Source organism: Paenimyroides ummariense (assembly GCF_900115115.1).
Lineage (GTDB): Bacteria > Bacteroidota > Bacteroidia > Flavobacteriales > Flavobacteriaceae > Flavobacterium > Flavobacterium ummariense.
The window spans coordinates 1-13,536 of the sequence record NZ_FOVI01000047.1 but is presented as its reverse complement, the minus strand read 5'-3'; the positions used below and the strand labels follow the sequence as shown (position 1 = coordinate 13,536).

The window sequence follows — 13,536 nt, the reverse complement described above, 5'->3', positions numbered from 1 at the left end:
ATATCTCCCACAGGAGTAGAAGTTGCGTGTAAGTTCAAATAATCAAGTTCATCTGGATTTAGTTTTGCTTCTTCCAAGGCAAGCTGCATTGCTTTTGCAGCACCCAATCCTTCCGGATGTGGAGAAGTCATGTGGTAAGCATCTGCTGTCATTGATGCGCCTACCAGTTCGGCATAAATCTTTGCACCTCTTTTTTTAGCCTGTTCATATTCTTCCAATATAAGGGCACCTGCACCTTCTCCCATTACAAAACCGTCACGGTCTTTATCAAAAGGTCTGCTGGCAGTAAGTGGATCAGCATTTCTTACAGACATGGCTTTCATGGCAGAAAAACCTCCTATCGAAGCCGGAGTTATAGGAGCTTCAGAGCCGCCCGAAATAAATACTTTCGCTTTGCCCAAACGAATGTAATTAAATGCATCCATCATTGCTGTGTTGGCAGTAGCACAAGCCGATACGGTAGTGTAATTTATTCCCTGTAATCCGAATTTCATAGATATCATTCCCGAAGCCATATTAACAATAAGCTTAGGTACAAAAAACGGACTGAATCTGGGTACATAATTACCTGTTACATAGTTTTCAACTTCACTCTCAAAGGTTTCCATACCACCCTGACCAACGCCCCATATTACCCCTATGTAAAAAGGATCCATTTGCTTTACATCCAGACCTGAATCTTCTAATGCCTGTGAAGCACTGTAGAGGGCATATTGCGTAAAGAGGTCGCTTCGCTTTATTTCGTTGCGGTCCAGATATGTTTCAGGTTTAAAGTTTTTAACTTCACATGCTATCTGTGTACGAAATTTGGATGCGTCAAAACGGGTAATGATTCCAGCACTGCTTTTACCGTTGACTGCATTATTCCAAAAATCGGCTATATTGTTTCCAAGTGGGTTTATTGTTCCCAATCCGGTTATTACGACTCTTTTCATGGTTCAATTTTAGTTTCTGTTTTAAATAGATTGGATGTTCCTTTAGCGAGCATTCTGCTTTTGTCACTGTTCCAAACTTCACAATGTACATTAATAAACTGTTTACCTTTTTTAATAATATGTGTTTTCGCGATTATTTTTTCGTCTGCTTTTGCCGAAGAAAAATAATCCACTGCGATATTGATGGTTGTGTAAAAAATAGGTTCGTTTAATGAAAACACCGTTGCCCCGATAATATCGTCAATAATTGCAGCAGTTACGCCACCATGCAGGTTTCCTGCCGGGTTTAGCCATTCGCTTCTAACAAAATATTCAAATTCTAATGTACCTTGTTCTGCAATTAAAACAATAGGTTTCAACCAGCGCATAAAAGGGGATGGCGATGCTGAAAATTCTTTTCCTGTAAAAGTTTTTATTTTTTCTAAAGCTGTCATCTTATATAATTTTAAATCAATTTATATACCGAACGGTATATTTTTGTGTAAAAAAATTAGATTATTATTTCATCATCTATAATTTTATTAACTCTGTCTAATGCCAGATACAGGCTGTCTGGCTTGTCTGAAATTTTAGAAAGCAGAACTCCACCTTCAATCGTCATAATGAACAAACGGGCGTATTCCACTGTATTTATATTTGATCGAAATACATTTTCTTTAATACCTTTTTCAAGAATGTTTGCAACATTTCTAACCCAACTATCAACCGTATTCTTTACACGTTCTTTCATTGCGGGCATTATATCATCTGATTCTGTCGCAGCATTCATAACCGGACAGCCACCACTTTCAAAAAGTTCTTTCCAGTTCTTTCGGTAAAAGTCAACAAGCGCCATTAGTTGTGATCTGGCGTCACTGTAAACCGTTATCCAATTTTCCTTTTTCTTCCATAATCTGTCTGCATTGTACTTAAAAACAGCAATAGCTACTTCATCCTTATTTTCAAAATTTCCGTAAATACTGCCTTTGGTAAGCCCTGTTGCTTCTGTAATGTCAGACAATGATGTAGCCGCAAATCCTTTCTTATTAAAGATCGGTGCTGTTTTTTCAATAATGAACTGGCGTGTTTGGTTGGCTTTTGACATATTTACAGATTGTATTTGATCCAAAAATAATAAAATATACCAAAAGGTATATTTTTTTTTGAATATTTAACAAAAGTTGATAATAAAATGGTAACTATAGTTTTAAAGTTAAAAATTAATTTAAGAATGATGGATCGGTTAAAATATCAAAGCCACCATTCTTAAATCTAAAAATTTATCTAAGCTATTTTAATTAATATCTAAAACAAGATAATATGGCATTGCTTAATAACGGGTAATTTGAAAATCATCCATTTATTGCCTATCTATTTTATTATACCTGTTTTTTTATACATACTGTTGTTCAATTAGCATGATATGCCTTTTGATGCTGCTTATTATTTTAATAGTTAATCCTTAAACCAATCCCCAATCCCATATCGCTATCATAATGTGTTCTAATAGCCATGTTTTTGTTAAGAATATAGCTTAAGTCTGCCATATACTCTAAATCTGTATTTGCCATAAAACCAGCTCGCAACCTTTTTGAAATCGGAATGTCTTCACGCATTAAAGATAGTCTTACAATACCATCGTGATAAACTTCTGCCTGAAAATTGACAAGCATAGGTAAAGTGTACATAAAACCTAAACTAACAGCAGACCTGCTGTCTTTCTTATTTTCTTGTCCGAAAATATTTTTTTCGTGTTCGTCCATTCCCATTTTTCGGTAACGGTAATCGAATCCGACAAATGGCATAAACCATTGCATTTTACCAATGTATCTTCCTAAATGGGTTTCTACCTCGTAACCATGCATTGATCCATACCCCAAACGCCATTCTGTGCCCAAGCTCCATCTTGCATTTTGTAACATTGCTTCCCCATCATTTCCATTAGTAGAAAAATCATTTTGACCCATAAAGTGAGACATGTTACTTTCGCGTTGTAACATTTTATAAGCTTTTGCTTTATTAGGTAAGTAGGGATTTTGATAATCGTCTACAGCAAAAACTTTGTTCATACCTGCCATCATGTGATAAAGGATATGGCAGTGGAAAAACCAATCGCCTTCTTCATTGGCTAAAAACTCTATGGTATTGGTTTCCATCGGCATAATGTCCATCACATTTTTTAAGGGAGACTTTTCCCCATGTTGATTGATTATTCTAAAATCAAAACCATGTAAGTGCATAGGGTGACGCATCATAGAATTGTTATAAATGGTAATACGTAGTATTTCCCCTTTTTTTACAGGTATCTTATCAATTTCCGATAGAATTTTATTGTCCATGCTCCAAACATATCGGTTCATGTTGCCCGTTAAGGTAAATTTCATTTCCTTTACAGGTGCTTCTTTGGGCAGAGTGGTGCTTTGTGGAGCAGCAAGCATAGTGTAGTTGAGTGTTGTTATATCTCCTAAAGCATTAGCATTATACTTATTGGAATTTTCCTCTATTTTCATGATATCGTGATTACTGTGATTTGAATTTTGTCTATTTTCTCCTGTAATTTCTGGATACATGACCACATTCATATCCATTTGATTAAGGCTCATTTTCATACCCATGTCATCCAAATCGCCATTCATTTTCATCATATCATTCATCATCTGCATTCCTTCAAAATATTTTAGTTTGGGCAGGGGAGAAATCAATTGTTTAATTCCATCGCCGATAAACACACTGGCAGACTGGGTACGGTCTTCTGTTGTAGCTAAAAATTCATAACCCACACCTTCATTGGGGATAGTGACAACGATATCGTAAGTTTCGGAAACAGCAATGATTAATCGGTCTACTTCTACAGGTGTTACATCATTACCATCGCTGGCTACAACGGTTATTATTCCGCCAGCATAACGTAACCAGAAATAAGAAGAAGCACCACCATTGGAAACACGTAATCTAACTTTGTCACCGGCTTTTAGCTTTTTTCCATCAACAGTATGTAAATCTGTTATATTATTTCCATTAATTAATATTTTATCGTAATATACGTCACTTACGTCCATTGCCAGCATCCTTTTCCATTCGTTTGTGAGTTTGGTTTTAAATTTTCCGGCTCTGATTGCTTCTGCATATGATTGTGTTGCATTCTTTTTAATAGCAGCCCAGTCGTTGGCATTGTGTAGCATACGGTTGATGTTATTGGGATTAAGGTTTGTCCATTCACTTAAAATAATAGGTACTGTGGGCAAATCGTCAATACCTTTTCTAAAAGTTTTATCACTCTCTCGCTTTTTCATTACAAAATTGCCGTACATTCCAATCTGCTCTTGCAGACCAGAATGCGAATGATACCAATGCGTACCGTTTTGGATAATAGGAAAGCGATAGGTATAGGTAGTGCCAGGCTTTATGGGCATTTGCGTTAAAAATGGCACACCATCTTCTTTGTTTGGTAAAAATACCCCATGCCAGTGCAAAGACGTACTTTCCTTTAATTGATTGTGCACTACAATTTCGGCAGTATCTCCTTCTGTGAATGTAAGCGTGGGCATTGGTATTTGTCCGTTTACGGCGATGGCTCTTTTCTCTTTTCCGGCGTAATTTACCAGCGTGTCTTTAACGTACAAATCGTACCGCACTACTTTCTGGGCAAATAACTGAGCTGTAACTAATAGTAAGAGTACTATTGACAACAGTATCTTTTGAGAAATGTTTTTTATATCCATTTTAATAAGAATGAGTTATTTAATCGTTTCCTGTACACTACCGCAAGTAAGCATTTGCGAACCATAGTATGGATTTTTAACTGCTGCTTCTTTGCTTAACCAATTAGCACCTTTACCATTGTACATTGGGCAATGTTGATAGTAAACCGGAGTTTCTTGTTTCGATACTTTAGCTAGTTCATACATATCTTTTGACAGCAAAGCGAAAGTTTCTCTTTGTTTTGCAACATCTTTGAAAACAGCAATTTTTTCCGTATTGGCGGTTAAGTTTTTCATTATTTTCATCCAAACGTTATGCTCTTCGGTAGAAAGTTTTGTCATTTCTACCGCTTTGATGGCTTTTTCCAATTCTGTAGCTTTTATAGAAGCAGTAGCTGCATCAGTTTTTACCAAGGCATCTTTTACTGCAAAGTAGCTCTCTAAAACGGCTTTCAGTGGTGTTACATTTTGATCTTTCGAAGTATTAGTTTTAGACATTTCATGATGGTTATGATTTACGTGTTCGTTTTTCATATCCATACTAGTAGTGTTAGATTTTGCAATTGGTTTTAAATCTCTATTGTACTGGCAGCATTCCGGTAGTTTAGCATAAGTATCATTTGGTGCTAAAAATTTATCGCTGTCGTAACCTGACAAAGCAATGCGTTTCAGTATTTCATTGGGAGTTGTTTTTTTATCATCATAGCTGAGTGTAGCCATTTTGGTATCTTTATTCCATTCTACAGTAGCTACGTTTTTTACATTTCCTGCTTTTTCAATGGTGGTTTTACACATTCCGCAGTTGCCATATATTTTTACGGTTTCTGTTTTTAAATTTTTGATTTGTGCAAAGTTGTTTATAGATGATAGTAATATAGTAATTACCATCAATATTCTTGATATTGATTTCATTTTGAAAATTTTAATTTAATAAGATATACGAAAGGGTTGCGAAAACAGGATTTAGTTTTCGACAAAACACAATTGTGGCTGGGAAGCCTTAATGTTAGCTTATTTTAGGCGGTTGCCAAATAGTAGAATAGTTAGAAGAATAATAGACTTGTTTGAAACCGAATTTTTGCTTTTTCACGTCTGCAAAATGTAATTCATTGATCTGTAAGTACGAGAACAGGGCTAAAGAGGGGGATGGTGTATTGTTAGTACAAGTTTTATCTTTGCAATTGCCATTACAATGTCCGGTATCTTCTTTATTATCTTTACAGGATTTGGTTTTACAACAATTCTTCTCTTTTAAACTTTTGTCTTTTTTAGTAGAACAAGAAGATTGTTCTGTCTTTGTTGTTTTTTTTGAACACGCATAACCTTGATTAGGCATCAAAAGGAAGCCCAAACAAAAAAATATAAGAACTGCAATATGTTTATTCAAATTTTCCAACTCTTCAAAAGTATTAAATTTTTTCTTTGAATTATATAACTTTCTGTTACTTAACGATTAATTTAAACTTATTTTAGAGATTATTTTATTTTTATAAATCATTTAGTATACAAAATTAATATAATTTAGATAATATGTGTATTCTATTCTGAATTAAAGGATATTAATATAAAATATTTAACATTAAATAAATTAATACAAAACCATCTTAAAGATCTTATGATTGTAAGAAAGTATTTTATTCAATGGAATTATTGAGTTTATAGGGCACTATATTTGTTAACTTGTCTCTATACGCTCATTGTTACTATGCTTAATAGGTTTTATATTGTATTTATGTGATAGGGGAATTTCGGCGATTATACTGAAAATCAGTTTAATGGTTTAAGAATAGATATTTTGAAGCCTATTCAATCCATAAATAACGTGATAATGTAATTTATTCACTCTTATAAAAACAAAAATGTATATACCATTACCTTTTATAATAGCAATGATTGTAGGAATTATACTGCTTAATATTCTTGCCAAAAAACTAAAAATTGCCTACCGCATATTATTAGTTGTAGCGGGTTTATTTGTTAGTATAATCACAGAAATGCTTCATATTCAAATAGATCCAGATTTAATTTTCTTTATTTTTTTACCGCCTTTGTTGTTTGAAGCCGCTTGGGCAGGTTCATTTAAAGAAATGCGGAAATTACAAATTTATATTATGAGGTTGAATTAAAGAATTTTATAGCATAGATGTTGAAGTTTAAAGCACAGTTAGAAATTATAGGAATTAACCCCTTTGTTTTTATCCCCGATGAGGTGTTGGAGGTTGTTTTCCAAGAGGCAGGACGAAATAAAGGTCCTTTTCCGGTAAATGGAACTATAAACGAAAAGGAATACATACAAACTTTAGTAAGGTTTAAAGGTGCATGGCGATTGTATATCAACAAAATTATGTTAAATGATTCACCAAGAAGAATTTGGGAATATTTAGAAGTAAAAATTAAATTTGATCTACGAGAACGTAGCTTGATGCCTCATGTAGATTTTATTAAGGCTCTAGAGGAAAATAAAACAGCTGAAAACGTTTTTTATCAACTTCCACCATTTCTAAAAAAGGAATTATCCGGTATATTAACGCGCTCAAAACAACTGAGAAGCGGACTGAAAATATAGATAAAGTTATTGGTTTTCTTCTAGGAAAAAACAAATTTATTGGTCGAGATAAACTAAATAATAAATAAATTTTTAAAAATGAATACTAAGAAAAGGAGAAAGTAAGGACCATAAGGATATTGAATTTAATTAAAAATACTTTTCAAAATGAACAATATAATGATCATAAACAACATTTTTTATTCGAAAGGCTAAGGAATTAGGATTCTTTTATTTAAACCTTAAGACATTTTGTATAGCGACATTATTAAATTTCCTGTTAATGACATTGAAAATCTAAACAATCGATATCTTATTATGTAAGCTATTACTGTTTAATAACCCCTAAATTTTGAAGAAGCAAATCGCTATAAGACAATTTTTCCACCTGCTCTTTTTGGATGCTGAAATAATCGTAATAGAAGTCGCATTGCTCTTTCAGTTCTTCTAATGTAAATGCTTCCGTTTCATCTATTGCTTCTACTTCAATGAAGGTTCCAAGATTTTCAACGGTATCAAAATGAAATTTCACATTATCAATTCCATATATTTTTCGTTTTTTGTCCACAATAACTTTAATACCCATTTGATTAGAAAGAATCTGTTTTAACGCCTCATCTTTTTCGTGTTTGTATAAAAAAATATCAGATTTTTTGCTTCCTTGCACATTTTCACGATTATAATCAATTAGCTTACTTTCTTTACCTTCAATTTCCCGAAGCTTAAGTCTTCCTTTGGGAGTATTAAAGTAAGTATCTATCTGATGGTCGGTTCCATAATCGATTGGGTTTAATTTAAGCAGTAAATTTTCGTATTTTTCATGGTCACCTACTTTTGCCTTAAATTCAAAGTTTTTTATTTTCATATAGTTTAATTGTTTTTTTTTTTTTCATTCGATCTAGAATTCGAATGCATCAAAATTATCGATTTTAAAATAATTATTCCCGTAGCAACTTAGACAAAGTGCTTTTATATTTTACTCCATAACTGTATTAAGTTAAACTTTTAGATTAATTGAGTTTAGCAAGATGTCCGAGCTGTTTCAACTTTAATTCTAAATCATCTGTCCATGGCAAACCTATGCAAAGACGCATACAATTTTGAAACTGCTCCTGCAGGGTGAAAATTTTTCCGGGAGAAATACTGATATGATGTTTAAGCGCCTGATTGTACAGCTTTTCGGTGTCAACATGTTTTGGAAATTCAATCCAAAGAGCCAAACCTCCCTGTGGGCGGCTTACTTTGGTTCCTGCAGGGAAATAAGTAGCAATGGCAGAGGCATATTTTTGATAATTTTCCTGCAGGGTCCTGCGGAGATTGCGGAGATGGTTTTCATATTTCCCGGTCAAAAGAAAGTTACCTATAGCTTCGTTGATAAGCGAGTTAGATGATATGGAATGGATCAGTTTTAATTTAAGGATTTGCTCTTTGTATCTTCCGGGAGCCACCCAACCAACACGAAAGCCCGGAGCCAATGTTTTAGAAACTGAACCGCACCAAAGCACATTACCATCCTTATCAAAAGATTTACAGCATTTGGGGCGTTTTGCATCAAAATGAAGATCTCCATAAGTATCATCTTCAATCAGTGGAATATTGTGTTCTGAAAGAAGCGAAACAATCTCTTTTTTATTATTATCTGGCATACAGTATCCCAAAGGCGTGTTGAAGCTAGGAACAAGAAGGCAAACATTAATTTCAGGAAGCAATTTCTTAAGGGCGTCAATTTCTATTCCCGTTATCGGATGTGTGTCAATTTCCAGCACTTTTAATCCAAGACTGACTGCAAGTTGTAAAATACCTGAATAACATGGGCTTTCCAGTGCAATTGTATCTCCCGGTTTTGTAAGTGCCATAAGGCACAATGATAATGCATTCATACAACCGTTTGTAGTAACAATATCGTCATCTTTCAGATTACCTTCCCAAGCAAGCGAACGTGCAGCTATCATACGGCGTAGTTTGACATTTCCTTGTAATGGTTCGTAATCCGTACCACCATCCTGAAGATTTCGCGTGGCAAGCTGAATTTCTTTTTTCAATTTTGCAGAAGGCAGAAGTGTTCCCGAAGGTACTCCGATTGAAAAAAGTGTCAAATCCTTACGCCTCATCGTTGAATAAATATCATTCATCAATAAATCAGGTTCTCTGGTATTAGCTATGGGTATGGGTTGGCTCGCTTCAGCCAAAGGTAATTTTAGATAACTAACCGAATTGATATAATATCCAGATTGTGGTTTAGACCATATAAGAGAACGAGCTTCTAATTCAAGAAAGATCCTTTTTGCCGTATTGATACTAATTCCATGTTCACGGCTTAAATTTCTTACAGACGGCAGTTTTTCACCTGCTTTTAATACACCGGATTTAATTTTATCGGCAATATTGTCTGCAATTTCATTATATAGATAGCTTTTACGCATAATAAAGGAAATAATTTCTAATTGCCAAAGATAACTGTGTCTATTAAAATATCAAAAAATGTGACTGTGTTTATTTGTTTAAGTTTCCGAAATTCGCAACTAAAGATTTAATTATTTCGGATTATATCATTAATAAAGTACAGGAAAACACAACACAGGGTTGGTTGAACGGTTTCATTGGCGTTGTACTGTTCAGCGGTTCTTTGCCCGCAACAAGATTAGCTGTTATGGAGTTCAATCCCGTTTTTGTAACACTCGTTCGCGCTTCTATTGCGGGATTACTGGCGCTCGCTATCTTGTTGCTATTTAAAGAAAAACGTTCGAACCGTAAGCAATTGCTCCCGTTGGCTATTGTGTCTATTGGTTGTGTGGTGGGTTTTCCTTTGCTGAGTGCTTTGGCATTGCAGTATATCACATCAGCACATTCCATTGTTTTTATCGGAATTTTGCCTATGGCTACGGCAATATTTGGTATTATTCGAGGTGGCGAACGCCCCAAACCTATCTTCTGGCTTTTTTCAATTATTGGCAGCCTTTTAGTTGTTGGTTATGCCGCTTCTCAAGGTCTTGCAGCTTCTCCTTTGGGGGATATTTTGATGATTTTAGCCGTGATTCTCTGTGGATTGGGCTATGCCGAAGGTGCAAAACTAACCAAAGAATTAGGCGGATGGCAGGTTATTTCATGGGCATTGGTACTTTCACAACCGATTATGCTGCCGCTAACATTTATTTATATGCCGTCTTCATTTGAAAATGTGAGCGTAGAAGCCTGGGGCGGATTGGCCTATGTCTCTTTGTTCAGCATGTTTCTTGGATTTGTATTTTGGTATAAAGGTTTAGCACAAGGCGGAACAGCTACTGTAGGACAACTACAACTATTGCAACCCTTCTTTGGCTTGGCATTGGCGGCATGGCTGTTGCATGAGCAGGTTAGCATAGGCATGTTAGCGGTTACGCTGGGTGTTATACTGTGCGTGGTGGGAACTAAGAAATTTGCGACAAACAAGTAGCTTAAGAAAATCCAAATGTTTAATTTAGTTATTTCAATGAAAGAGTAAAATGGTAAAATTAAAAATTCCCCAACGCTTAAATCCGGGAGATAAAGTAGCTTCTATCTCGATATCGTGGGGTGCTGCGGGCGAGTTAACGCATCGTTATCAAAAAGGTAAAGAACGTTTGGAGCAAGTTTTTAATCTGCATGTTGTAGAAACCAAACATGCCTTACAGCCGGCACAATGGATTTACGAAAACCCCGAAGCTCGGGCAACCGACTTAATGGAGGCTTTTTCGGATCCGTCCATTAAAGCAATTATTTCCAACATTGGTGGAGATGACAGTATAAGGATACTGAAATATATTGACATTGAAGTTATAAAGCAAAACCCTAAAATATTTATTGGATTTTCCGATAGCACCGTCACGCATTTTATTTGTCTTAAAGCAGAAATAAGTTCGTTTTACGGCACATCATTGTTGGTAGGATTTGCAGAAAATTATGCTATGCACGATTACCAAATCGAAGACGTTAAAAGAACGTTGTTTTCTGCTGAAGTAATTGGACGAATTTATCCCAACCAGCAAGGTTGGACAAGTGAATTTTTGGATTGGTTTGATATTTCGCTGCAAGATATAAAACGAAAGTTAAGTCCTGCAACAGGGTGGAAGTTTTTGCAAGGCAGTTCTATTGTACAAGGGCGCTTGATTGGTGGTTGTATGGAGGTGTTGGAAATGCTGAAAGGGACGGATTATTGGCCTGATTTGAAGATGTGGAAGGACAGCATTCTATTTTTTGAAACTTCGGAAGCCATGCCCAAACCAGAGTACATCCGTTGGTGGTTGAGAAATTATGCATCTTTGGGTATTCTCCAACTTGCCAAGGGAATTATTTTTGGTAGACCCTATGACAATTTCTATGCAGAACAATATGAAATAGAGCTACTGAAAGTCTTGGATGAAGAAGGCTTATCGGATTTGCCTGTTATTACCCAGATGGATTTTGGACATACTTGTCCAACGTTTACACTTCCGTACGGAAGACTGGCAGAAATCAATTGTATAGAGAATACGTTTTCCATATTGGAAGGTGGAGTATTATAGAAAGAAAAGATAAAAAATGAATCTAAAAGAAGTCGCTGTTCAATGGGTAAAATCAACTGTATTGAACGATTATATCGCTTACGGAGATGTTGCCGCTGCTATTGAAACCATTGATGGAAACGTCTATACGGGTATTAGTATTGATACAGCCTACTCGTTAGGGCATTGTGCCGAGCATAGTGCGGTTTCGGAAATGCTGAAACATGGGGAATACCGAATAAAGGCCGTAGTGGCTGTGGACAGTATGGGAAATGCAGTGCCCCCTTGCGGAAGATGTCGTGAACTGATGAGCCAGCTATCTCCCGATAATAGTGAAGCAATCGTGGAAGTCCACAACGGTATTTTCAAAACATTAGAAGAATTAAATACCTTTTGACTGGAAAACTGAAATAAAACACCAGGAGTAGATATCCTTAAAAAATTAAAAACAATGCAGATACGTCAATTAACAAAACAAGATATTCCCGATTTATTAAATGCTATTAACGGTGCATTTGCTGATTATATCGTTCCTTTTCAACTTAATGCAGAGCAGTTGCAATTTAAAATGCGATCGGAAAACATTGTACCCGAATGGTCAATCGGTGTTTTCGAAGCGAAAAAACTAATCGCTTTCATTATGCACGGTGTACGAACAGTGAACAAAAAAACTGTGGTGTACAATGCCGGAACGGGTGTATTGCCTGAGTACCGTGGTCATGGATTGGTAGGGAAAATGTACGATTATATCCAACCTTTTTTTGAGGAGCATAACGTAAATCAGTTGGTTTTGGAAGTGATTGAAAGTAACCAATCAGCCATCCGTGCATACGAGAAAAATGGATTTACGATCCGAAGGAAATTACTGTGCTTTGGTGGTGAATTACAACCAAAACAACATCTGAATAGAGCTACCATCAAACCTTTGCAAAATTTTGTTTGGGAAGATTTCCAATCTTTTTGGGATATTTTGCCCAGCTGGCAAAGTGCCATTCCAAGTATGGATATCGCTCAACCTAAGGCTTTGGGTGCTTTTGTTGGAGAAGTTTTGATAGGCTATATTTTATTTAACCCAATCAACAAGCGTATTTATCATATTGCGGTAACTTCTGAACACAGAAGAAACGGCATCGGTACACAACTATTAGCCGAAGTACAAAAACAACTATCAGGCGAAAAAGTGCAAATGAATAATATGGACGAAGCCGCTGAAAATCTAAAATTATTCTTAGAAAAACAAGGTTTGATTAACGATATCAATCAATTTGAAATGGTAAAGAGTTTAGGATAATACAGACGTACCTTTATTGGTACTGCTAAGGTTTGATATAGAATATAGATCTAAGTATAAATGATCAATAAGATTTAAGATAATTACCATCCAACTTGTCGCTCATTAATTTACATAACATTTCGTATAGAATGGTAAACCTTTATTCTAATTAATTCAAGTTAGTAGTTATAAAAACAAAAAGTAAGCCATAAATGAGAAATTTGGTAAAACTCAATCATTTCTATCATCCAGAAGAATTAATAGAAGCATTGAATGAATTTGTTGAAAATTACAATAATAAAAGATATCACGAGTCTTTAAACAACTTAACACCAGCCGATGTATATTATGGAAGATCTGATAAAATACTTGAGCAAAGAGCCGTTATTAAACAAAAAACAATTGCTAAAAGAAGGCAATTGTATAATCAAGAAAAAATACTAAATTTATAAATCAAACACTATCTTAATTTCTACAAAAAAGTGTCCAATTTAGTTTGAAGACGTACATGTATTGATTTTAAACCACATTGGAAGGAAAATTGCGGTATAAATTAAAAAAGAAACTATGAGAGCAATTTGGAATGGAGTCGTAGGCTTTGGTT

Annotated in this window: 15 protein-coding genes; 7 read left to right on the top strand and 8 right to left on the bottom strand. The window is 35.2% G+C overall.

The window, feature by feature from the left end; genetic code table 11:
* The 6 genes from BM253_RS16645 to BM253_RS16620 all read right to left on the bottom strand — a co-directional run.
* On the bottom strand, positions 1–935 hold a 935-nt coding region (locus tag BM253_RS16645), incomplete at its 3' end, for a beta-ketoacyl-ACP synthase II (RefSeq protein ID WP_091526542.1).
* On the bottom strand, positions 932–1,369 hold the full coding sequence (locus tag BM253_RS16640) for a PaaI family thioesterase (protein ID WP_091526538.1): 438 nt from the start codon (positions 1,367–1,369) through the stop codon (positions 932–934). The genes BM253_RS16640 and BM253_RS16645, both read right to left, overlap by 4 nt.
* 56 nt (positions 1,370–1,425) lie before the next feature.
* Positions 1,426–2,019, bottom strand: a complete 594-nt coding sequence (locus BM253_RS16635) for a TetR/AcrR family transcriptional regulator (RefSeq protein ID WP_091526536.1) — start codon at positions 2,017–2,019, stop codon at positions 1,426–1,428.
* Between the two features lie 343 nt (positions 2,020–2,362).
* Positions 2,363–4,636 (bottom strand): multicopper oxidase family protein, encoded by a 2,274-nt coding sequence (locus BM253_RS16630; RefSeq protein WP_091526534.1) that lies wholly within the window; start codon positions 4,634–4,636, stop codon positions 2,363–2,365.
* Positions 4,637–4,651: 15 nt separating this feature from the next.
* Entirely contained in the window at positions 4,652–5,527 is an 876-nt protein-coding gene (locus BM253_RS16625) for a DUF3347 domain-containing protein (RefSeq protein WP_091526531.1), read from the bottom strand.
* 94 nt (positions 5,528–5,621) lie between these two features.
* Positions 5,622–6,002, bottom strand: coding sequence for a hypothetical protein (locus BM253_RS16620; RefSeq protein WP_143095699.1), 381 nt, complete (start codon positions 6,000–6,002; stop codon positions 5,622–5,624).
* 472 nt (positions 6,003–6,474) lie between these two features.
* Between BM253_RS16620 and BM253_RS16615 the strand changes: the two genes are divergently transcribed.
* Together BM253_RS16615 and BM253_RS16610 are read left to right on the top strand one after the other, a co-directional pair.
* Positions 6,475–6,741, top strand: a complete 267-nt coding sequence (locus tag BM253_RS16615) for a cation:proton antiporter domain-containing protein (protein ID WP_091526527.1) — start codon at positions 6,475–6,477, stop codon at positions 6,739–6,741.
* Positions 6,742–6,758: 17 nt separating this feature from the next.
* Positions 6,759–7,181, top strand: a complete 423-nt coding sequence (locus tag BM253_RS16610) for a DUF1905 domain-containing protein (protein WP_245758520.1) — start codon at positions 6,759–6,761, stop codon at positions 7,179–7,181.
* A gap of 307 nt (positions 7,182–7,488) precedes the next feature.
* Here the strand turns inward: BM253_RS16610 and BM253_RS16605 are convergent, their stop codons facing one another.
* Positions 7,489–8,025 (bottom strand): class IV adenylate cyclase, encoded by a 537-nt coding sequence (locus tag BM253_RS16605; RefSeq protein WP_091526526.1) that lies wholly within the window; start codon positions 8,023–8,025, stop codon positions 7,489–7,491.
* 145 nt (positions 8,026–8,170) lie between these two features.
* A complete protein-coding gene (locus tag BM253_RS16600; RefSeq protein WP_091526524.1) occupies positions 8,171–9,583 on the bottom strand; it encodes an aminotransferase-like domain-containing protein in 1,413 nt (470 codons plus the stop codon).
* 128 nt (positions 9,584–9,711) lie between these two features.
* Here BM253_RS16600 and BM253_RS16595 point away from each other — a divergent pair, with 128 nt between their 5' ends.
* The 5 genes from BM253_RS16595 (at position 9,712) to BM253_RS16575 (ending at position 13,384) form a co-directional block, all read left to right on the top strand.
* Complete coding sequence (locus tag BM253_RS16595) at positions 9,712–10,593, top strand: DMT family transporter (RefSeq protein WP_091526547.1); 882 nt, start codon at positions 9,712–9,714, stop codon at positions 10,591–10,593.
* A gap of 49 nt (positions 10,594–10,642) precedes the next feature.
* Complete coding sequence (locus BM253_RS16590) at positions 10,643–11,680, top strand: S66 family peptidase (RefSeq protein ID WP_091526522.1); 1,038 nt, start codon at positions 10,643–10,645, stop codon at positions 11,678–11,680.
* A 16-nt stretch (positions 11,681–11,696) separates the two neighbouring features.
* Positions 11,697–12,056, top strand: a complete 360-nt coding sequence (locus BM253_RS16585) for a cytidine deaminase family protein (RefSeq protein ID WP_245758519.1) — start codon at positions 11,697–11,699, stop codon at positions 12,054–12,056.
* A gap of 54 nt (positions 12,057–12,110) precedes the next feature.
* Positions 12,111–12,950 carry a GNAT family N-acetyltransferase gene (locus BM253_RS16580; protein WP_091526519.1) on the top strand — a complete coding sequence of 280 codons (840 nt, stop codon included), beginning with the start codon at positions 12,111–12,113 and terminating at the stop codon, positions 12,948–12,950.
* 194 nt (positions 12,951–13,144) lie between these two features.
* A complete protein-coding gene (locus tag BM253_RS16575) occupies positions 13,145–13,384 on the top strand; it encodes an integrase core domain-containing protein (protein WP_177205816.1) in 240 nt (79 codons plus the stop codon).
* Positions 13,385–13,536 lie beyond the last annotated feature (152 nt).

Excerpts from the sequence above, each read along its gene's own strand:
- BM253_RS16635 (WP_091526536.1), bottom strand. The coding sequence starts at position 2,019 with ATGTCAAAAGCCAACCAAACACGCCAGTTCATTATTGAAAAAACAGCA.
- BM253_RS16585 (WP_245758519.1), top strand. The coding sequence starts at position 11,697 with ATGAATCTAAAAGAAGTCGCTGTTCAATGGGTAAAATCAACTGTATTG.
- BM253_RS16625 (WP_091526531.1), bottom strand. The coding sequence starts at position 5,527 with ATGAAATCAATATCAAGAATATTGATGGTAATTACTATATTACTATCA.
- BM253_RS16640 (WP_091526538.1), bottom strand. The coding sequence starts at position 1,369 with ATGACAGCTTTAGAAAAAATAAAAACTTTTACAGGAAAAGAATTTTCA.
- BM253_RS16610 (WP_245758520.1), top strand. The coding sequence starts at position 6,759 with ATGTTGAAGTTTAAAGCACAGTTAGAAATTATAGGAATTAACCCCTTT.
- BM253_RS16615 (WP_091526527.1), top strand. The coding sequence starts at position 6,475 with ATGTATATACCATTACCTTTTATAATAGCAATGATTGTAGGAATTATA.
- BM253_RS16605 (WP_091526526.1), bottom strand. The coding sequence starts at position 8,025 with ATGAAAATAAAAAACTTTGAATTTAAGGCAAAAGTAGGTGACCATGAA.
- BM253_RS16590 (WP_091526522.1), top strand. The coding sequence starts at position 10,643 with ATGGTAAAATTAAAAATTCCCCAACGCTTAAATCCGGGAGATAAAGTA.
- BM253_RS16575 (WP_177205816.1), top strand. The coding sequence starts at position 13,145 with ATGAGAAATTTGGTAAAACTCAATCATTTCTATCATCCAGAAGAATTA.
- BM253_RS16580 (WP_091526519.1), top strand. The coding sequence starts at position 12,111 with ATGCAGATACGTCAATTAACAAAACAAGATATTCCCGATTTATTAAAT.
- BM253_RS16630 (WP_091526534.1), bottom strand. The coding sequence starts at position 4,636 with ATGGATATAAAAAACATTTCTCAAAAGATACTGTTGTCAATAGTACTC.
- BM253_RS16600 (WP_091526524.1), bottom strand. The coding sequence starts at position 9,583 with ATGCGTAAAAGCTATCTATATAATGAAATTGCAGACAATATTGCCGAT.